General features: G+C 58.9%; 18 protein-coding genes and 1 pseudogene. 15 read left to right on the top strand and 4 right to left on the bottom strand.

From position 1 onward, the window contains the following. Positions 1 to 104: 104 nt before the first annotated feature. Both ACA052_RS26575 and ACA052_RS26570 read right to left on the bottom strand, forming a co-directional pair. Positions 105 to 869 (bottom strand): TOBE domain-containing protein, encoded by a 765-nt coding sequence (locus tag ACA052_RS26575; RefSeq protein WP_497647459.1) that lies wholly within the window; start codon positions 867 to 869, stop codon positions 105 to 107. Between the two features lie 126 nt (positions 870 to 995). Continuing rightward, positions 996 to 1,736 carry a ComFC family protein gene (locus ACA052_RS26570; RefSeq protein WP_497647458.1) on the bottom strand — a complete coding sequence of 247 codons (741 nt, stop codon included), beginning with the start codon at positions 1,734 to 1,736 and terminating at the stop codon, positions 996 to 998. A gap of 93 nt (positions 1,737 to 1,829) precedes the next feature. Here ACA052_RS26570 and bioB point away from each other — a divergent pair, with 93 nt between their 5' ends. The 7 genes from bioB to ACA052_RS26535 all read left to right on the top strand — a co-directional run bounded on the left by bioB (position 1,830) and on the right by ACA052_RS26535 (position 8,911). Beyond that, entirely contained in the window at positions 1,830 to 2,885 is a 1,056-nt protein-coding gene (gene bioB / locus ACA052_RS26565) for a biotin synthase BioB (RefSeq protein WP_497647457.1), read from the top strand. A 127-nt stretch (positions 2,886 to 3,012) separates the two neighbouring features. Further along, positions 3,013 to 4,191 (top strand): 8-amino-7-oxononanoate synthase, encoded by a 1,179-nt coding sequence (gene bioF / locus ACA052_RS26560; RefSeq protein WP_497647456.1) that lies wholly within the window; start codon positions 3,013 to 3,015, stop codon positions 4,189 to 4,191. Continuing rightward, a complete protein-coding gene (locus ACA052_RS26555; RefSeq protein WP_497647455.1) occupies positions 4,184 to 4,915 on the top strand; it encodes an alpha/beta fold hydrolase in 732 nt (243 codons plus the stop codon). The genes bioF and ACA052_RS26555 overlap by 8 nt, the downstream gene beginning before the upstream one ends. Continuing rightward, positions 4,908 to 5,732, top strand: coding sequence for a malonyl-ACP O-methyltransferase BioC (bioC, locus tag ACA052_RS26550; RefSeq protein WP_497647454.1), 825 nt, complete (start codon positions 4,908 to 4,910; stop codon positions 5,730 to 5,732). Before ACA052_RS26555 ends, bioC begins: the two co-directional genes overlap by 8 nt. Then, positions 5,729 to 6,409, top strand: a complete 681-nt coding sequence (gene bioD / locus ACA052_RS26545; protein WP_497647453.1) for a dethiobiotin synthase — start codon at positions 5,729 to 5,731, stop codon at positions 6,407 to 6,409. The genes bioC and bioD overlap by 4 nt, the downstream gene beginning before the upstream one ends. Before the next feature lie 122 nt (positions 6,410 to 6,531). Then, the gene (locus ACA052_RS26540; RefSeq protein WP_497647452.1) at positions 6,532 to 6,828 is read left to right on the top strand and encodes a pyrroloquinoline quinone biosynthesis protein PqqE; all 297 of its coding nucleotides are present in this window, start codon (positions 6,532 to 6,534) and stop codon (positions 6,826 to 6,828) included. 277 nt (positions 6,829 to 7,105) lie between these two features. Then, positions 7,106 to 8,911 (top strand): phenylacyl-CoA dehydrogenase, encoded by a 1,806-nt coding sequence (locus ACA052_RS26535; protein WP_497647451.1) that lies wholly within the window; start codon positions 7,106 to 7,108, stop codon positions 8,909 to 8,911. A gap of 16 nt (positions 8,912 to 8,927) precedes the next feature. Here ACA052_RS26535 and ACA052_RS26530 read toward each other — a convergent pair whose 3' ends face one another. After that, positions 8,928 to 9,188: a hypothetical protein gene (locus ACA052_RS26530; RefSeq protein ID WP_497647450.1), complete on the bottom strand. Its 261-nt coding sequence runs from the start codon at positions 9,186 to 9,188 to the stop codon at positions 8,928 to 8,930. A 31-nt stretch (positions 9,189 to 9,219) separates the two neighbouring features. Here ACA052_RS26530 and ACA052_RS26525 point away from each other — a divergent pair, with 31 nt between their 5' ends. The 4 genes from ACA052_RS26525 (at position 9,220) to ACA052_RS26510 (ending at position 16,600) form a co-directional block, all read left to right on the top strand. Continuing rightward, positions 9,220 to 11,295 carry a cytochrome-c peroxidase gene (locus tag ACA052_RS26525; protein ID WP_497650403.1) on the top strand — a complete coding sequence of 692 codons (2,076 nt, stop codon included), beginning with the start codon at positions 9,220 to 9,222 and terminating at the stop codon, positions 11,293 to 11,295. A 160-nt stretch (positions 11,296 to 11,455) separates the two neighbouring features. Continuing rightward, the gene (locus ACA052_RS26520; protein WP_497647449.1) at positions 11,456 to 12,745 is read left to right on the top strand and encodes a GGDEF domain-containing protein; all 1,290 of its coding nucleotides are present in this window, start codon (positions 11,456 to 11,458) and stop codon (positions 12,743 to 12,745) included. A 90-nt stretch (positions 12,746 to 12,835) separates the two neighbouring features. Beyond that, on the top strand, positions 12,836 to 14,632 hold the full coding sequence (locus ACA052_RS26515) for an acyl-CoA dehydrogenase C-terminal domain-containing protein (RefSeq protein ID WP_497647448.1): 1,797 nt from the start codon (positions 12,836 to 12,838) through the stop codon (positions 14,630 to 14,632). Positions 14,633 to 14,821: 189 nt separating this feature from the next. Next, entirely contained in the window at positions 14,822 to 16,600 is a 1,779-nt protein-coding gene (locus tag ACA052_RS26510) for an acyl-CoA dehydrogenase C-terminal domain-containing protein (RefSeq protein WP_497647447.1), read from the top strand. A gap of 232 nt (positions 16,601 to 16,832) precedes the next feature. Here the strand turns inward: ACA052_RS26510 and ACA052_RS26505 are convergent, their stop codons facing one another. Next, a complete protein-coding gene (locus tag ACA052_RS26505; protein ID WP_497647446.1) occupies positions 16,833 to 17,747 on the bottom strand; it encodes a LysR family transcriptional regulator in 915 nt (304 codons plus the stop codon). A gap of 169 nt (positions 17,748 to 17,916) precedes the next feature. On the opposite strand from ACA052_RS26505, the gene ACA052_RS26500 reads away from it, so the two are divergent. From ACA052_RS26500 to ACA052_RS26485, 4 genes and pseudogenes are all read left to right on the top strand, one after another. Then, entirely contained in the window at positions 17,917 to 19,158 is a 1,242-nt protein-coding gene (locus ACA052_RS26500; protein WP_497647445.1) for an aspartate aminotransferase family protein, read from the top strand. A gap of 251 nt (positions 19,159 to 19,409) precedes the next feature. Beyond that, positions 19,410 to 19,754: pseudogene (locus ACA052_RS26495) on the top strand (type II toxin-antitoxin system RelE/ParE family toxin); the annotation flags it as partial. 3 nt (positions 19,755 to 19,757) lie between these two features. Then, positions 19,758 to 20,078 carry a helix-turn-helix domain-containing protein gene (locus tag ACA052_RS26490; RefSeq protein ID WP_497650402.1) on the top strand — a complete coding sequence of 107 codons (321 nt, stop codon included), beginning with the start codon at positions 19,758 to 19,760 and terminating at the stop codon, positions 20,076 to 20,078. Positions 20,079 to 20,163: 85 nt separating this feature from the next. Continuing rightward, entirely contained in the window at positions 20,164 to 20,322 is a 159-nt protein-coding gene (locus tag ACA052_RS26485) for a YqaE/Pmp3 family membrane protein (protein WP_003228885.1), read from the top strand. Positions 20,323 to 20,425: the final 103 nt, after the last annotated feature.

Here is a 20,425-nt window from a genome sequence, read left to right as displayed (position 1 = left end):
CTGTAGGAGCTGCCGCAGGCTGCGATCTTTTGATCTTGCTCTTAAAAACAAAATCAAAAGATCGCAGCCTGCGGCAGCTCCTACAGGGTTGCGGGGCCGTTGGGTTAGAGCGGTATGCCTAGCAGGACGTTGGCGGGCGAGAACTGCACCAGCACCTCTTTGTCCGTGCCAAGGCCCTGGGTTCGCAGGTGCAGTGGTTCGGCCAAGGCGCAGAGTGTCTGGCCATTGGGCAGGCCGATGCGCACTTCACTGGGGCCGTCTTCGGCGTCGAGAATTTGTTCGATGATGCCCTTCAAGCAATTGTTACCTGATGTTGTAAGTTGATCGATGCCCAGCAATTCCAGCCAGCCGGCCTTGATCAGTGCGACCACTTCGGTGCCGGACTCCAGTTCCAGCCGCCGGGTGCTGCCATGGGTGATTTGCACGCCGATGTTCAAGCCTCCAGCGAGTTCAAGGCGGATCAGGTCGTTGCGACCCTGGGTGTCAATAGCCACCACCTTGCCGTGTAACTGGTTGCGTGCGCTGGTTCTGAGCATCAATCGACTCAGCAGGTCGAGGTCGCTGGCATCTTCTGCCGCTTCCAGCACTTGAGCCTGCAAGACTTGCAGCTTTTGATACAACCGCAATACGCGCTCGCCCTCGCTGGACAGTTTGGCCCCACCGCCGCCTTTGCCGCCGACACTGCGCTCCACCAGCGGTTTCTGCGCGAGGTTGTTCAGCTCGTCAATGGCGTCCCACGCGGCCTTGTAACTCAGCCCCGCGCTTTTCGCAGCGCGGGTTATCGAGCCTTGTTCAGCGATGTGTTGCAGCAAGGCGATGCGCTGCGGGCGACGGACGATGTGCTGGGACAGCAATGTAGGCAAGGACATGGCGAGATGCTTCGGGCTGTGACAATGCGGGGACGTTGGCGACTTGGGCTGCGGGAGTCAAGTCAGGCCATATTACTTGTGGGACCGGAGCAAGCCCGCTCCCACAGGGTTTGTGTCCGGCTTAAGTCAAGTGTTGTCGCCGGGCTTGGGGGTGCGGGCCAGGCAATACACGTCGACGCGTGCGGCACCGGCGTCCATCAGCAGGTACGCCAGGGCTTGGGCCGTGGCACCGGTGGTCAGCACGTCGTCGACCAGCGCCAGGTGCTGGCCTTTGACGCAAGTATCGGGGGTCAGGGCGAAAGCGTTGCGCAGGTTCTTGCTGCGGGCGTCAGCATTCAAGTCCTGTTGCGCACGGGTGTCCTGAACTCTCGACAGCAGCGTTTCATCGCAAGGAATATCGAGGCCAGCGCCGAGCCAGCGGGCGAGCATCGCGGCCTGGTTGAAGCCTCGTTGGCGCAGACGTTTGGGTGCCAATGGCACGGGAACCAACAGGTGGGGACGCTCCAGGTCTTCATCAAAGCGATGCTGCAGGAACTGCGCGAGCAGTTCGGCAAGCAGGCGACCAAACGGCCATTTCGCGCTGTGTTTAAAACGAGTGATCAGGCTGTCGACGGGAAAGCTGTAAGTCCAGGGTGCGGCGACCCGCTCAAAGGCCGGCGGCTGTCGCAGGCATTGTTCGCACGTCAGGGTCGGCGCGGGCATCGGCAGGGCGCAGGTGTTGCACTGATCGCCGAGCCAAGGCAATTCTGTTTCACACGCTGTGCAGATCGGCATGCCGCTGTCGGACGGCTCCGAACACAGCAAGCAGTGTTGATCAATGTTTAACCAGATGTAAACCTGTCCTACGTGTGGTGGTTGACAGCTCATGAGTCTTCCTTAAATATGCCGAACATCCGTGTAGCGCCTGTGGGTATTCCATTCCCCCAGCCGCAAGCCCAGCATAAAACAAAGGAAACGCCCATGAGCGCCAGCACCACTGCAACCCTGCGTCATGACTGGTCTTTGGCCGAAGTCAAAGCACTCTTCGTTCAGCCATTCAACGACCTGTTGTTCCAGGCGCAGACGGTGCACCGCGCGCATTTCGACGCCAACCGCGTCCAGGTGTCGACTCTGCTGTCGATCAAAACCGGCGCTTGCCCGGAAGATTGCAAATATTGTCCGCAGTCCGGTCACTACAACACCGGCCTGGAAAAAGAAAAACTGATGGAAGTGCAAAAGGTCCTCGAAGAGGCCGCTCGCGCCAAGGCCATCGGTTCGACCCGTTTCTGCATGGGCGCAGCCTGGAAACACCCGTCGGCCAAAGACATGCCCTACGTGCTGGAAATGGTCAAAGGCGTGAAAGCCATGGGCCTGGAAACCTGCATGACCCTCGGTCGTCTTGATCAGGACCAGACCGAAGCGCTGGCCAACGCCGGCCTCGACTACTACAACCACAACCTCGACACCTCGCCGGAGTTCTACGGCAGCATCATCACCACCCGCACCTACGGCGAGCGCCTGCAAACTCTGGCTTACGTGCGTGATTCCGGGATGAAAATCTGCTCCGGCGGCATCCTCGGCATGGGTGAGTCCCTCGATGACCGTGCCAACTTGCTGATCCAGTTGGCCAACCTGCCGGAGCATCCGGAATCGGTGCCGATCAACATGCTGGTGAAAGTCGCCGGTACGCCGTTGGAAAACGCCGAAGAAATCGATCCGTTCGACTTCATCCGCATGCTCGCCGTGGCGCGCATCCTGATGCCGCAATCCCACGTGCGCCTGTCCGCCGGCCGCGAGGCGATGAACGAGCAGATGCAGGCCCTGGCTTTCTTCGCCGGCGCCAACTCGATTTTCTACGGCGAAAAACTGCTGACCACCGCTAACCCGCAGGCTGACAAGGACATGCAACTGTTCTCCCGCCTGGGCATTCTGCCGGAAGCGCGCGAAGAGCACGCCGACGAAGTGCATCAGGCGGCCATTGAGCAGGCATTGGTGGAACAGAAGAGCAGCGAGCAGTTCTATAACGCCGCTGTTTGACCGTTTTTTGTAGGAGCTGCCGCAGGCTGCGATCTTTTGACTTTGTTTTTTAAGATCAAGATCAAAAGATCGCAGCCTGCGGCAGCTCCTACAGGGGTTGTGTTTCTTTCTTTCTTGCGAGGGCTGCATGTCTTTCGATCTCGCCGCACGCCTTGCTGCCCGTCGTGCCGAAAACCTTTATCGCCAGCGTCCATTGCTCGAAAGCCCTCAGGGCCCGGAAGTGGTGGTCGACGGTCAGCCGTTGCTGGCGTTCTGTAACAACGATTACCTGGGCCTGGCCAATCACCCGCAAGTGATTGAAGCCTGGCGCGCTGGCGCGTCCCGTTGGGGCGTCGGTGGTGGCGCCTCGCACTTGGTTGTCGGTCACAGTACGCCACATCATGAACTGGAAGAGGCCTTGGCCGACCTGACCGGGCGTCCGCGGGCGTTGCTGTTCACCACCGGCTACATGGCCAATCTTGGCGCGGTGACGGCGTTGGTGGGGCAAGGCGATACGGTGCTGGAAGACCGGCTCAACCATGCTTCGTTGCTGGATGCGGGTCTGTTGTCGGGTGCGCGTTTCAATCGTTATTTGCACAACGACGCTGCGAGCCTGGCCAAACGTCTTGAGAAAGCCACCGGCAACGCGCTCGTGGTCACCGATGGCGTGTTCAGCATGGACGGCGATATCGCCGACCTGCCGGCGCTGGCGCGTGAAGCCAAGGCCAAAGGCGCCTGGCTGATGGTCGATGACGCTCACGGTTTCGGCCCGTTGGGCGCTAATGGCGGCGGGATCGTCGAGCATTTTGGTTTGAGCCAGGAAGAGGTGCCGGTTCTGGTCGGCACCCTCGGTAAAGCGTTCGGCACTGCTGGTGCCTTCGTCGCCGGCAGCGAAGAACTGATCGAGAGTCTGATCCAGTTCGCTCGTCCCTACATTTACACCACCAGCCAACCACCGGCACTGGCCTGCGCAACGCTGAAAAGCCTCGAGTTGCTGCGCACCGAGCACTGGCGACGTGAGCATCTGAAAACGCTGATTCGCCAATTCCGGCATGGCGCAGAACAAATCGGCCTGGAGTTGATGGACAGTTTCACGCCGATTCAACCGATCATGATCGGCGACGCGGGGCGTGCAGTTCGTCTGTCACACCTGTTGCGTGAGCGTGGGTTGATGGTCACGGCGATCCGCCCGCCAACCGTGCCCGCCGGCAGCGCCCGACTGCGTGTGACCCTGACCGCTGCGCACAGCGAAGCGCAGGTGCAGCTGTTGTTAAATGGACTCGCCGATTGTTTCGCACAACTGGGACTGGAGCCGAGCCATGCGTGATCGTCTGATTCTGCTGCCCGGTTGGGGCCTCGGAATTTCGCCGCTGGAACCCTTGGCGGCTGCGTTGCAGGGGTTGGATGAACGCCTGCGCGTCGAAATCGAGCCGTTGCCCGAGCTGGAGTCAAGCGATATTGAAGAATGGATCGATGAGCTCGATTCGACCATCGCGCAAGATACCTGGCTGGGTGGCTGGTCGCTTGGCGGCATGTTGGCGTCCGAGTTAGCGGCGCGTCGCGGTGATCGTTGTTGCGGCTTGCTGACCCTGGCGAGCAATCCTTCTTTTGTCGCCCACGAGCAGTGGCCGAGCGGGATGCCTGGCGAGACCTTCGATGCGTTCCTGGCAGGCTGCCGGGCTGATCCGCGCATGACATTGAAGCGTTTTACACTGCTGTGCGCGCAAGGTTGCGAAGACCCGCGCGGGTTGTCGCGACTATTGCTGGGTGGTGCGCCCCATGCGGCGGCATCGGTACTGATGAGCGGTCTGGAAGTACTCGCCCAACTGGATACCCGCCAAGCCTTACAGGCTTATCGCGGTCCGCAATTGCATTTGTTCGCAGGCCTTGATGGCCTTGTTCCGGCTGAGGCGGCGGGGGATTTGCTGGCATTGCTGCCGGATGTCGAAATCGGTCTGATTGAACAGGCCAGCCACGCGTTTCTTCTGGAAGACCCCCACGGTGTGGCGGGGGCAATCCAGGCCTTTTTGCATGAGTCCGGTGATGACTGATTTATCCCTTGCGCTTCCCCTTCCAAAGCAGCCCGGTGGTTTGCCTGACAAACGCCAGGTGGCGGCATCCTTTTCCCGTGCGGCGGCGAGCTACGACAGCGTCGCCGAGTTGCAGCGCGATGTTGGCAGGCAATTGTCGAGCCGTTTGCCTGGCGATTTTGTGCCGGAGCGGTGGCTGGATCTGGGCTGTGGCACCGGGCATTTCAGTCGTGCGCTGGGTGAGCGGTTCCCGAGCAGCCATGGGGTGGCGCTGGACATCGCCGAAGGCATGCTCAATCACGCTCGCCCATTGGGCGGCGCCACGCATTTCATCGCCGGTGACGCCGAGCGATTGCCGCTACAGAATTCGACCTGCGACCTGATCTTCTCCAGCCTCGCCGTGCAATGGTGTGCGGACTTTTCCTCGGTGCTCAGTGAGGCGCATCGGGTACTGCAACCGGGCGGTATTTTCGCGTTTGCTAGTCTGTGCGTGGGCACCCTGTTTGAGTTGCGGGACAGTTGGCGTCAGGTAGACGGTATGGTGCACGTCAACCGCTTCCGCGAGTTCGGGGTTTATCAACAGCTGTGTGCGGACAGTGGTATGAAAGTCGTGCGTCTGGAAACGCGTCCTCATGTATTGCATTACCCGGACGTGCGCAGCCTGACCCATGAACTCAAGGCGCTGGGTGCGCACAATTTAAACCCCGGCCGGCCGGGCGGTTTGACTGGCAGGGCACGGATCCTCGGGCTGGTCGAGGCTTATGAGCAGTTTCGTCAGGCCGAAGGCCTGCCGGCGACTTATCAAGTGGTGTATGCCGTTTTGGAGAAACCCTTATGAGCGCAGCGTATTTCATCACCGGCACTGACACCGATGTCGGCAAAACAACGGTCGCCGCAGGCCTGCTGCACGCCGCGCGGTTGGCGGGCATGAGCACGGCAGCGGGCAAGCCGGTCGCCTCGGGTTGCGATGTGACGCCCAAGGGATTGCGCAACGCCGATGCATTGGCGTTGCTGGCGGAATGTTCGCTGCCGCTGACTTATGCACAGGTTAACCCGGTGGCGTTCGAGCCTGCCATCGCGCCGCATCTGGCGGCACGGGAGGCTGGCGTGACGTTGAGCGTGCAATCCTTGTTGACGCCGATGCGGCAGATTCTGGATATGCAGGCGGATTTCACCTTGATCGAAGGCGCCGGTGGCTGGCGTGTGCCGCTGGCGGATCAGGACAATCTGTCGGACCTGGCCAAGGCGCTGGATTTGCCGGTGATTCTGGTCGTGGGTGTGCGCTTGGGTTGCATCAACCATGCGCTGCTGACGGCCGAGGCGATTGCTCAGGACGGCTTGCAGCTGGCGGGATGGGTGGCCAACATCATCGATGCGAAGACGTCGCGCCTGGAAGAAAACCTGGCCACGCTGGCCGAGCGAATTCCTGCGCCGTGCCTGGGGCGCGTGCCAAAGCTCAAGTTGGTGACGGCTGAGGCCGTGGCGGAGCATCTTCAACTGGATCTGCTGGACTGACGCTTTTCGGTAATGGTTTTAACTATGACAAGGCACTGTGCCATTAGTGTTTTTGTCGGGCGTTTTGCTGGCGGGTCTGCTTCAATGGCCGCAGTTAATCCTTCGCAAGGACGAGTTCTCCCATGGAAATCTCAGGTAACACCGCTTTTTATGCCGGTCTGAGCACTATTCAGACTGGGCAGAACCGCGTCGATCAAGCCGCTGGCCAGATCGCCAATACGACTATCGAGCGTTCGGTGACCAGCCAGTCGTCCGAGGTTCAGGTTGATCGCCTGCGTTCGGTAGACCGCAGCCAGCAGTCGGACCTGGCCAGCAATATGGTCGAGATGGCTCAGGGCAAATTTCAGGTGGAGGCTGGCGTTAAAGTCGCCAAGGCTTCCGATGAAGTGCTTGGCACGTTGATCGATACGTTCGCCTGATCATCCGCTGTATCCGCACCTCCAACGCCGTGAATATTCGCGGCGTTTTTCTGCGTAAGTCCTTCTCCCACTAATCTTTTCCTGCGCTGCCTGATGCTTCTTCAATGGCGCTGAGCGGCTGTGTGCGTTGTTGTTGGCATGGGTGTGATGACGAACGGCAAAAGATCGACGCTTGACAAGGTTTGGGCGTAAACGTATGTTTCAAACAACTGTTTGACCGTTTCACCCAATCACCACGGTCGTTCATTCCCGGTTACATCAGCAGAGGTTTATCGCTATGCCTGACTACAAGGCCCCCTTGCGTGATATTCGCTTCGTTCGTGACGAACTGCTCGGCTACGAAGCGCACTATCAGAGCCTTCCGGCTTGTGCAGACGCAACTCCAGACATGGTTGACGCCATTCTCGAAGAAGGCGCCAAGTTTTGTGAGCAGGTACTGGCTCCGCTGAACCGCGTGGGTGACATCGAAGGCTGCACCTGGAGCGAGTCCGGCGTCAAAACCCCGACCGGTTTCAAAGAAGCCTACAAGCAATTCGTCGAAGGCGGCTGGCCAAGCCTGGCTCACGACGTGGAGCACGGCGGCCAAGGCCTGCCGGAGTCCCTGGGCCTGGCAGTCAGCGAAATGGTTGGTGAAGCCAACTGGTCGTGGGGCATGTACCCGGGCCTTTCCCATGGCGCGATGAACACCATTTCCGAGCACGGCACGCCGGAGCAGCAACATGCTTACCTGACCAAACTGGTTTCCGGCGAATGGACCGGCACCATGTGCCTGACCGAACCGCACTGCGGCACCGATCTGGGCATGCTGCGCACCAAGGCCGAACCTCAGGCCGACGGTTCCTACAAAGTGTCCGGCACCAAGATCTTTATCTCGGCCGGTGAACACGACATGGCCGACAACATTGTCCACATCGTACTGGCTCGCCTGCCGGATGCACCGGCTGGCACCAAAGGCATCTCGCTGTTCATCGTTCCCAAGTTCCTGCCGAACGAAGACGGTTCGATCGGTGCGCGTAACGCGGTGTCCTGTGGTTCCCTGGAACACAAGATGGGCATCCACGGCAACGCCACTTGCGTGATGAACTTTGACGCGGCCACCGGTTTCCTGATCGGTGCGGCGAACAAAGGCCTGAACTGCATGTTCACCTTCATGAACACCGCTCGCCTGGGCACCGCGCTGCAAGGCTTGGCTCACGCCGAGATCGGCTTCCAGGGCGGCCTGAAATACGCTCGCGATCGTCTGCAAATGCGTTCTCTGACTGGCCCGAAAGCACCAGAAAAAGCCGCTGACCCGATCATCGTGCACCCAGACGTACGTCGCATGCTGTTGACCATGAAGGCGTTCGCCGAAGGCAACCGCGCGATGGTTTACTTCACCGCCAAGCAAGTCGACATCGTCAAGTACGGCGTAGACGACGAAGAGAAGAAGAAAGCCGACGCACTGCTGGCGTTCATGACGCCAATCGCCAAGGCCTTCATGACCGAAGTCGGCTTCGAATCCGCGAACCACGGCGTGCAAATCTATGGCGGCCACGGCTTCATCGCCGAGTGGGGCATGGAGCAGAACGTTCGCGACAGCCGCATTTCGATGCTGTACGAAGGCACCACCGGCATCCAGGCACTCGACCTGCTGGGCCGTAAAGTGTTGATGACTCAAGGCGAGGCCCTGAAAGGCTTCACCAAGATCGTCCATAAGTTCTGCCAGACCAACGAAGGTAACGAAGCGGTCCAGGAATTCGTCGCACCGCTGGCTGCACTGAACAAAGAATGGGGCGAGCTGACCATGAAGGTCGGTATGGCCGCCATGAAAGATCGCGAAGAAGTCGGCGCGGCCTCCGTGGACTACCTGATGTACTCCGGTTACGCCTGCCTGGCCTACTTCTGGGCTGACATGGCGCGCCTGGCTGCCGAGAAGCTGGCTGCCGGCACCACCGAAGAGGCGTTCTATACCGCCAAGTTGCAGACTGCGCGCTTCTACTTCCAGCGCATCCTGCCGCGTACCCGTACTCACGTTGCAACTATGCTGTCGGGCGCCAACAACCTGATGGACATGAAAGAAGAAAACTTCGATCTGGGCTACTAAGCCTTAAAGAAGCTCTTCAAAAAAACCGCTGCTCCTTCGGGAGTGGCGGTTTTTTTTGGACTCGATTTTGGTGAAGTAAGCCCATGATTGGGGACAGTTTCCCCAACTGAAAGCGCTTCCAGGCTTCGAAATGCGGTGATTCAAGGCATTCAAGCGCTTGGCAGACTAATTGCAAAACCCCTGACAACCGGCGGCAAAAAAGAAAAAAATTCTGTTTGGCGACCTTGCTTCCGGCAACTCGATATTGAATCGACAATGCCGTCAGGGTGAAACGCATGAACATCTTTCAAGTAATCCGTTTGGCCTGCATGACCGCCCTGACTGCCCAGGGCGCATTGGCTGCGACAGCGCCAGAAGTTGATCTGCCTGTGCCGGAAGTGCCTTCACTGCAATCCTTGCGTGGCATGACACCGCCTGACCCCTCCGGAACCGAAGGCGGGCGCAAAGTCGACCTGATGACCGACTACGTCCTCAATCGCGGCGCGGCGATTCTGTTGGGCAAGGCGCTTTTCTGGGACATGGAAGTTGGCAGCGACAGCGCTACCGCGTGTGCGTCATGTCACTTCCATGCCGGCGTCGATCACCGCATCACCAACCAGATCAACCCCGGCCAGGCGCACACTAACGCCAACGTCGCATCGATCTTCAACAAGCCATTTCTAGCGTCGAATATTCCCGGCGACGTGGCTTCCTACGCGACCCTGTCAGGCGGCAAGGGCGGCCCGAACTACACGCTGAAGAAAACCGACTTTCCGACTCACGTGCTGGCTGATCCACTGAATCGCAATTCGCCCATTCTCTATTCGAGCGACGATGTGGTCGGCTCTCAGGGCGTGTTCGATGCCAACTTCGTCAAACCCAATCAACCGCGCTTCGACAAGTGCACGCAGCAGCCCGACGGGATCTTCCAGGTCGGCGGCATCAATGTCCGCCGCAGTACCGGGCGTAACGCGCCGTCGGTGATCAACGCCGCCTTTAACGTGCGCAATTTCTGGGATGGCCGGGCCAACAACGTGTTCAACGGTTTCTCGCCGTTTGGCAATCGCGACCCTGATGCCGGGATCTTCGTGACCAGCGACCGCAGCGGTGTGGCGGTGAAGGTGAAACTGGCACTCAAGGACGCCTCTGCCGCTTCGCAGGCCGTGGGTCCTCCCGGCAGCGCAGTCGAAATGTCCTGCGGCGGGCGGACCTTTGCCGACATTGGGCGACGCATGCTCGACACACTGATGCTCAAACAGCAGCGGATTTCATCCACCGACTCGGTCCTGGCCCCGGTTTCCGGTGCGCGCCGCCCCACCTACCGCGAACTGATCAAGGCAGCTTTCCAGCCACGGCTGTGGAACGCCACGCAACAAGTCTCGCTGGGCGGTGCGCCGTATAGCCAGATCGAGGCTAATTTCCCGCTGTTCTTCGGGCTGGCGATCCAGATGTACGAAGCCACGCTGGTTTCAGATCAGGCACCGCTGGATGCCTATTTGCTGGGGGATCATTCGGCCATGAACGATCAGCAGGTGCAGGGCATGAATCTGTTCCTTGGCAAGGGCAAGTGCGTCAGTTGCCACGGTGGGGCTGAATTGACCAACGCCGGCAGCCGCTTGTTGTTTCATCCTCGCGAGCGCATCGAACGCATGGTGATGGCCGATAACCTGACCACGCTCTATGACAACGGCTTCTACAACACCGGTGTGCGCCCGACGTCGGAGGATTTGGCGCTCGGCGGGGGGGACGCGTGGGGCAATCCGCTGTCCTTTACCCGTGAATACAACACCGCGTTGCAAGGCGGCAAGGTGCCTGACCCGCTGGATATCGACGTGTGCACCTTTGAAGCGCCATTAAGTGCAGCGATTCCCTGTGACGCTACGCTCACCCCCAATGTCGGTTTCCGCGACGCTGTCGATGGTGCCTTCAAGACGCCGACGTTGCGTAACATTGCGTTGACCGGCCCGTATTTCCACAATGGCAGCCGGGCGACACTCAAGCAGGTCATGGAGTTCTACAACCGGGGCGGCGACCGGCGCGGCGAGGATGCGAACAACACCAGCGGCTTCGAACACCCGGCGGTGAATCAGCACAACACCTCCAACCTCGATCCGGACATGACAGCCCTGAACCTCACGCCAGATGAAGTGGATGCGTTGGTCAAATTCATGGAAGTCGGACTGACCGATCCACGCGTCGCCTGGGAGCAAGCGCCGTTCGACCATCCGTCGCTGGTCCTGCCGCAAGGCCACGTCGGTGATGAAAACGCCGTCACACAACGGCCCGTCAGCCCCAAGATTACAACGCGACAGGCGCTGGATGCACCGCTGGCACTCAAGCCGGTCGGTGCGGAAGGTCGAAGCGCCAGCGAGGGGCCATTGCAGCCGTTTTATAACGACCTTTGATGGAAATACCGGGGCTTTTTTCGGTGTTACTGACTGCGTTGCTGCAGCCAGTAACGCCGTTACTAAATAAACTTGGCAAATCACTCAGAAAATCAGGTTATCGGCCGTTAAAGTGGGGGCACAATGCCATCTATTGCTATGACGGTCGGAGCTCTATCCCTTGCCGCGTTCTTCTGCTGTACGTTTCAGTCATTTTTCGCCCTCACTACTGTTGTTGCTCGCGGGGCTTGCGGCTGCGTACGTGAAGGATCTCAACGTCTTTTTCACTTCGCTGTTCAACGTGCTGCCAACCCTGGTGCTATTGCTGGGCGGTGCTTACTGCGCGGTTTACCGACGCCAGCGTGAACTGTTTCTGATGGTCACGGTGTACATCGCCTACTTTTTGCTCGACACCCAAACCGATTACTACCGTGACAACGGCAAGGTTCGTGACGACGCCGCCGTGGTCTTTCACCTGTGCTGTCTGTTGCTGCCGCTGATGTTTGGTGTATTCGCGGCCTGGCAGGAGCGCACCCATTTGTTCCAGGACATGGTGGCGCGTTTCGCTGTGTTGCTGGCCGTCGGCAGTGTGGCGTTGGGGTTGGAGCAAAGTTACCCACAGGCGCTGTTGATGTGGCTGTCGGAAATCCGCTGGCCAGCTCTGCACGGCGCGTGGATGAGCCTGATTCAGCTGTCATACCCCGTGTTTATTGCCTCGTTCCTCCTGCTGAGCTGGCAATACTGGCGTAATCCACGACCCTTGCACGCCGCACAATTGGTGGGTCTGCTCGGGTTGTTCTGGGCGTTGCCGAAAACCTTCATCCTGCCGTTTACCCTGAACATCATGTGCAGCCAGGTGATGCTGATGATCGCCGCCGCCGTTGCCCACGAGGCATATCAGATGGCTTTCCGCGACGAGCTGACCGGTTTGCCGGGTCGCCGCGCCTTGAACGAGCGTATGCAACGGCTGGGGCGCAATTATGTGCTGGCCATGAGCGACGTTGATCACTTCAAGAAATTCAACGACACCCACGGTCACGATGTCGGAGACCAGGTGCTGCGGCTGGTCGCCAGCAAACTGTCGAAAATCGGCGGGGGCGGTAGGGCGTATCGCTACGGCGGTGAGGAATTTGCCTTGGTGTTTGCGGGCAAGACCCTCGAAGAGTGCATGCCGCACCTGGAAGTCATCCGTGAATCCATCGCCACCTACAACATTCAACTGCGCAATCAGGACAGTCGTCCGCAGGATGATCAGCAAGGGCGCCAGAAACGTTTGGGTTCGGGTGCTTCAAGTGTGTCGGTCACCGTCAGCATTGGTGTCGCCGAACGCGTGGAGCAGCGCACCCCCGAAAAAGTGCTCAAGTCTGCGGACGAAGCGCTCTACAGCGCGAAAGGCGCCGGGCGAAATTGTGTGGTGGCGTTCGGTCAGACCCGCCGTGGCGCGGTGCGGATGGATGCCGCTGCGGGTTGAGTGATGACGGCGCATTCAGCGCCTGCACTGTGATTGTGAGGCAGTGGCGGTAGCAGTAGGTTTAGGGCATCTGCTGCTGGAGAAATGACCATGCCCGAGTACAAAGCTCCCCTGCGCGACATGCGCTTTCTGATCGACCACGTCTTCGACTTTCATGGCAACTACGCCGCGCTGGGCGCCACCGAGGCCAGCCCGGACATGGTCAATGCGATTCTTGAAGAAGGCGCTAAATTCTGTGAAAACGTTCTTGCGCCGCTGAATCGCAGCGGCGACGAAGAAGGCTGCCATTTCGACAACGGCGTGGTCACGACGCCTACAGGTTTCAAGCAGGCATTCGCACAATACGTCGAGGGTGGCTGGCACGGTCTGGCGGCCGATCCGGCGTACGGCGGCCAGGGCCTGCCGAGCTCTCTGGGCCTGGTCATCAGTGAGATGGTCGGTTCCAGCAACACCTCCTGGGGCATGTACCCCGGGTTGACTCACGGTGCGATGTCGGCCATCCATGCTCACGGCACCGAGGAGCAAAAACAGACTTACCTGAGCAAACTCACCGCCGGCCAATGGACCGGCACCATGTGCCTGACCGAAGCCCATTGCGGGACCGACCTGGGCATTATCAAGACCCGCGCTGTGCCTGCGGCGGACGGCAGTTACGCGATCTCCGGCAGCAAGATCTTCATCTCGGCCGGCGAGCACGACATGAGCGACAACATCATTCACCTGGTGCTGGCGAAACTGCCGGACGCTCCTGCGGGAACCAAGGGCATTTCGCTGTTCATCGTTCCCAAATTCCTACCGGATGCCGAGGGTGAAGCAGGCCAGCGCAATGGCGTTTCCTGTGGCTCGATCGAACACAAAATGGGCATCAAGGCTTCGGCCACCTGCGTGCTGAACTTCGACGACGCGAAGGGCTTCTTGATCGGTGAACCGAACAAGGGCCTCAACTGCATGTTCACCATGATGAACCATGCCCGCCTCGGCACCGGGATGCAGGGTTTGTGCCTGGGTGAAGCCAGCTTCCAAGGCGCGATCAAGTACGCCAACGACCGCCTGCAAATGCGCTCGCTGACCGGCCCGAAAGCGCCTGAAAAAGCCGCCGACCCGATCATCGTTCACCCTGATGTGCGCCGGATGTTGCTGACCATGAAGGCCTTCAACGAAGGTAATCGCGCGCTGACCTATTTCACTGCACAGTTGTTGGACGTCGCGCATCTGAGTGCGGATGAAACCGCGCGCCAGGATGCCGAAGACTTGCTGGCGTTCCTGACGCCGATCTGTAAAGCCTTCATGACCGACACCGGGCTGGAAGTGACCAACCACGGCATGCAGGTGTTTGGTGGTCACGGTTTCATTCGTGAGTGGGGCATGGAACAGTTGGTTCGCGATTGCCGGATTGCGCCAATTTATGAAGGCACCAACGGCATTCAGGCGTTGGATCTACTGGGGCGCAAGGTCCTCGGCAGCCAAGGCAAACTGCTGCGGGGCTTCACCAAAATCGTCCATAAATTCTGCGCAACGAATGCCGCGCATCCGCAACTCGCCAGTTATGTAGCGCAGCTCAATGAGCTGAATCGACAGTGGGGCGAGTTGACCACACAGGTCGGCATGGCAGCGATGAAAAATCCGGACGAAGTCGGCGCCGCGTCGGTGGATTACTTGATGTACAGCGGCTACATCATCCTCGGCTATTTGTGGCTGCGCATGGCGCTGGTGGCTCAGGCTCAGCTCGACTCCGGCACTGGTGACAGCGATTACTGCCAAGGCAAACTGGCAACCTGCGAGTTTTATTTCAAGCGACTGTTGCCGCGCACCACCGCTCATCGGGCCGCTGTGGAGGCGGGTAGCGACTGTCTGATGAAGCTGCCGGCGGAGCTGTTTGCGCTTTAGTCTTTAAAAACCAGTCACAAAGGGAAACCCGCGTAATTGCGGGTTTTTTTATGACCCAATAGTCAATGACCAAAAATTACAAAACGGTCATGGGCTGACCCTATGTGTCGCAAAAGTTGTTGGGTTACACTCGGGTCAACGAAAAATACCACTCTACGAATCACCTGTTTAGTTCTTGTGAGGTTTGCCATGGCTGACTACAAAGCGCCCCTGCGCGATATGCGCTTCGTCCTCAATGAAGTTTTCGAGGTCGCCAAACTCTGGGCCGAGTTGCCGGCGCTGGCCGAGACCGTGGATGCGGAAACTGTCGAAGCCATTCTTGAAGAAGCCGGTAAAGTCACCAGCAAAAGCGTCGCTCCCCTGAGCCGTGCGGCTGACGAAGAAGGTTGCCATTGGGCGGACGGTGCTGTCACCACGCCGGCAGGTTTCCAACAGGCTTATCAGACTTATGCCGAAGGCGGATGGGTCGGAGTCGGTGGCGATCCAACGTACGGCGGCATGGGCATGCCCAAGGCTGTGTCGGCTCAGGTCGAAGAAATGGTCAACTCCGCCAGCCTGGCCTTCGGTCTGTACCCGATGCTGACCGCCGGCGCCTGCCTGTCGATCAATGCCCACGCCAGTGAAGAGCTGAAAGCAGCCTATTTGCCGAACATGTACGCCGGTGTCTGGGCCGGTTCCATGTGCCTGACCGAGCCACACGCCGGTACCGACCTGGGGATCATCCGCACCAAGGCCGAGCCTCAGGCCGACGGTTCCTACAAGGTCAGCGGCACCAAGATCTTCATCACCGGTGGTGAGCACGACCTGACCGAGAACATCATCCACCTGGTGCTGGCCAAGCTGCCGGACGCACCGGCGGGCCCGAAGGGTATTTCGCTGTTCCTGGTGCCGAAGTTCATGGTCAATGCCGATGGCAGCCTGGGCGCGCGCAACCCGGCAAACTGCGGTTCGATCGAACACAAGATGGGCATCCAGGCGTCCGCAACCTGTGTGATGAACTTCGACGAGGCGGTGGGTTATCTGGTCGGTGAGCCGAACAAAGGCCTGGCGGCGATGTTCACCATGATGAACTACGAGCGTCTGGGTGTCGGTATCCAGGGCTTGGCCACCGGCGAGCGCTCTTATCAAAACGCTGTCGAATACGCCCGCGATCGCCTGCAAAGCCGCTCGCCTACGGGCGCTCAAAACAAAGACAAGGTCGCCGACCCGATCATCGTTCACCCGGACGTGCGTCGCATGCTGCTGACCATGAAAGCGTCGAACGAAGGGGGCCGTGCCTTCTCCACTTACGTGGCAATGCAACTCGATACGGCCAAGTTCAGCGAAGACGCTACCATCCGCAAGCGTGCGGAAGATCTGGTGGCCTTGCTGACGCCGGTGGCCAAGGCGTTCCTGACCGACCTCGGTCTGGAAACCACCATTCATGGCCAGCAGGTGTTCGGCGGCCACGGTTACATCCGTGAGTGGGGTCAGGAACAACTGGTTCGCGATGTGCGCATCACCCAAATCTACGAAGGCACCAACGGCATCCAGGCGCTGGACCTGGTGGGGCGCAAGATCGTCGGTACCGGCGGCGCGTTCTACAACCTGTTCGCTGACGAAATTCGTCACTTCACCGCGACCGCCAGCGCCGACCTGGCCGAGTTCACCAAACCGCTGAACGATGCCGTCACTACCCTCGACGAGCTGACGGCCTGGTTGCTGGACCGGGCGAAAAACAACCCGAATGAAATCGGCGCCGCTTCGGTCGAATACCTGCAAGCCTTCGGTTATGTGGCTTACGCCTACATGTGGGCACTGATGGCCAAGGCGGCCTTGGGTAAAGAAGCGCAGGAAGAGTTCTACGCAAGCAAGTTGGGCACGGCGCGGTTCTATTTCGCACGCCTGCTGCCGCGTATTCACTCGTTGAGTGCGTCGGTGAAGGCCGGCAGCGAGTCGCTGTTCCTGCTGGATGCAGCGCAGTTCTGACAATGTAACGTTATGTAAGCATTCTCTTACATGACGTGCTGCTCATCTCCCATAGAAGCAAATTGGATCCACGGCTAATCTACTTCACATGGACGTAGCGCAGGAAGCGCAAAGCAACAACACGGACACGTAGGATTCTGCCAGGACGGTGGAGTGAAATGGATGTCAGGGAAACAGTCTGCAAAGCCCCGCTTCGGCGGGGTTTTCTTTTGGGCGCAGAAAAGTGCCCAGCTCAGCCCATCAAGGGTTTTCGAGCTTTATCCGCTCCATTTATCACCTCTTCCAACAAGGCGCGCAGTAAGGCCAGCGACGCTTGCTGGCGCTGCACATCACGACATACCAATCCGACTTTCAGCGGCACTCGCGGTTCGGTCAGCGGTTTCCACAGCAGTTCGCGGGTGTCGAGGGTCTTTTGCGAGCGCCCGGGCAGCACGGTTGCCAGTTGGGTGTGAGGCAGGCTGTCGAGAATCCCCGCCATGTTGTTCAGTTCCGCCTGAACGTGCGGACGTCGTCCCAGGCTGGTCAGCTGCGCCTGCCAGATCTGCCGCACCTGAAACTCTTCCCCCAACAGCAGCATCGGCAATTCGGCAGCCTGGCTCATGGACACTTTCTTGAATTCGCGCAACGGATGGTCCGCCGGGATGACCAGCGTCAGTTCATCTTCGTACAACATCACGCCGTGCAGCCCCGGCTGACGAGGCGGCAGGTAGCTGATGCCGATATCCAGAGAGCCATTGAGCAAGCGCCGTTCGATTTCCAGCCCCGTCAGTTCATAGATCTGCACCACCAGATGTGGTTGCGCCTTGCGTACGCGCTCCAGCATCTGCGGCACCAGGCTGGTGTGGACGGTCTGCAACACGCCGATGGCCAGGGTGCGTAGCGCTTGTCCCTTGAAATTACCCAATGCTTCGCGCGCCCGTTGCAGACCATCGAGCAAGGGCAGGGCGTGGTTATACAACGTGTGGGCAGCCAACGTCGGCAGCAAACGTTTACTGCTGCGCTCGAACAGGCTCACATCGAGGTTTTGTTCGAGGTGACGAATCTGTTGGGACAGTGCTGGCTGAGAGATGGAAAGTCGCTCGGCAGCCCGGCCTACATGGCCTTCTTCGTAGACCGCGACGAAATATCGCAGTTGCTTGAAATCCATAAGTAACTCTTATCGAAAATGCTCGGAAATCGAAATGGCTCAACGCCTCCGCCGAGCCTAGTCTAACCGTATTCACAAGGCTTACAGGGCCAAAGAACGAGATGAATACCGTTGTTTCCGAGGGTGTTTACATAGGTAAGGCAAAAAACCTCATGCGAGGTTTTTCCAGATGAATCTGTTTAATTTACGGCGCAATCCGCCGAGCCTTGATGACTTGGCCGTGGACGATTTCCTGCCAGCCAAAGGGGACAACCTTTCCAGCGAGTGCCTGATGCCCAGCGTCGAACGGCCGAAACAGATTTTTGTGCGCGGCCAAGGCTCCTGGCTTTGGGACAGCAATGACCGCGCCTACCTGGATTTCTGCCAGGGTGACGGCGCCAATAGTCTTGGACACAGCCCTTCGGCGGTCGTCCAGGCCATTGCGGACCAGGCAAAGCTACTGATCAATCCGGGTTTTGGCCTGCACAACCGCGGCATGCTCAACCTGGCTGATCGGCTTTGCACCCGCACAGGCAGTGATCAGGCGTACTTTTTGAACAGCGGAAGTGAAGCCTGTGAAGCGGCGATCACCTTGGCACGCAAATGGGGGCAGCTGCATCGGGGTGGTGCCTCGCGGGTTATTGTTGCCAGCGGTAGCTGCCATGGCCGTAGTCTCGGGACGGTCATGGCGTCGGATGTCCATCACGTTCCGTTCAACGATCTGGCGGCGATGCACGCGGCTGTCGACGCCGAAACCGTGGCGATCATGCTCGAGCCCGTGCAGAGCCTGGCCGGGGTGATCCCGGCTACCGAGCATTACCTCAAGGGTGTCGAACGCCTGTGCCGTGAGCTTGGCATCCTGTTGATCCTCGACGAAGTGCAAACCGGTATCGGACGCTGTGGCCCCTTGCTTGCGGAACAGTCCTACGGCGTTCGGGCAGATGTCGTAGTTCTCGGCACAGGGCTCGGCAGTGGCGTGCCATTGGCCGCGCTGCTGGCGCGCGGCAAGGCGTGCTGTGTCGAGATCGGTGATCTGAGCGGCAGCCACCATGGCAATGCACTGATGACGGCTGCCGGCATTGCCGTGCTCGACAGCGTCCAGGACAAAGGCTTTTTCGCTCATGTGAAGGAAACGGGTCAGCACCTGCGTGAAGGCCTGGAGCGTTTGTCCCATCGCTACGCTCACGGCGAAGTACGTGGTCAAGGGCTGCTCTGGGGGCTGACGCTGTCAGACGATTCGGCTGACGCAGTAGTCAAGGCGGCGTTGCACGAGGGCTTGCTGCTCAACGCCCCGCAACCCGATTGCCTGCGCTTTACCCCGGCCCTCACCATCAGGAAGGCCAACATCGACGAAATGCTCCTGCGCCTGGCCCGCGCCTTCTCTCGCGTACGCACCGCACAGTTGCAGTGCCGCAAAGGGATTGCCGTCTGATCAGACCTGCCCTACACGAATGTCCGAACCGTCTCGCGGTATAACGCACGCCCCACGCTTGATTCTTTTGGCGTGGGGCGTTTTTTTGTCTTTACGTTTTGCCAGATGCAGTCGGAGCTTGAGCGATAGCGGGATCAATGGTTTTTTAGAGGGCGTTGGCAGGGAATGACGATGTTAGCGAAACGACAGAGTCGTTGGGCTGGCTTTGATTTCTATACCACTGAGTGGTATGTTTTTTGAAAGGGATGCCGATGTCGCCCAGATTATCCAAAACAAAGCGTTTTGCGGTGCAGGCTGGTAAGGCCTGGATTTGTGATGATGAGCTTCGTGAGGCGTTCATCGAAATGCTCATTGGTCAGGCTGAAAGTCTCGGCGGCGGGGTCTGGAAGAAGCGTCTGAATGCCAATCGACACCGCTCAATTGTCGCGGCCAAAGGCGGTCGATACTGGGTTTATCAATTTCTGTACGCCAAGAAAGATCAAAGCAATATCAGTCCGGCTGATCTGATCGGTTTTCGGAAAGTGGCGAAGAGTTACGAAAGACTGACAGATTTGGAAGTCCAGCACCTTCTGGATACCAGGGAGTTTTTGGAGATATTTATGAACAAGAAATTTAAAAGTGAGGCCTTGGAATCGGTACATGAATCCGCCAGTGCCTTGTATGCCATCGGCGCAATCAGCAAGGCGACGATGCGCGAATTCGATGATTCATGTCTTGCGACGGTCCCTGACGCGATCCCGGCGGAGCAGATCAAAGCGCTGCGCGAGCGCAACAACGTCAGCCAACCAGTTTTTGCGCGTTATCTGAACACCAGCGCTTCGACGGTTAAGCAGTGGGAGGCGGGTGACAAACACCCTAGTGGCATGGCGCTCAAATTGCTGAGCATCGTTCAGAAACATGGACTCGAAATATTGGCCTGAAGCAGCGTACTGAACCCTGACGAGCGGTATTGGTCGATTAGATGTACGGCTCGCATGAGCCCACTTCAAATCAGGAGCTGACCCCATGGATTTCATTCGAATCATCATCGCCATTCTGTTGCCGCCATTGGGTGTGTTTCTGCAAGTCGGTTTCGGCGGAGCGTTCTGGCTGAACATTTTGCTGACGTTGTGCGGTTACATTCCGGGGATCGTGCATGCGGTGTACATCATCGCCAAGCGCTAAGAATCGCGTCGTCAGATAGATCGCTTTCGCGGGCAAGCCTCGCTCCTACAGTTTTGTGCCGTGCGCCTTTTTTGCGATCGACATCGGACCCCGTAGGAGCGAG

It is taken from the genome of Pseudomonas sp. LBUM1644, assembly GCF_059716195.1.
The sequence above is the reverse complement of the archived record's forward strand: the minus strand, read 5'-3'. Positions and strand labels throughout refer to the sequence as shown.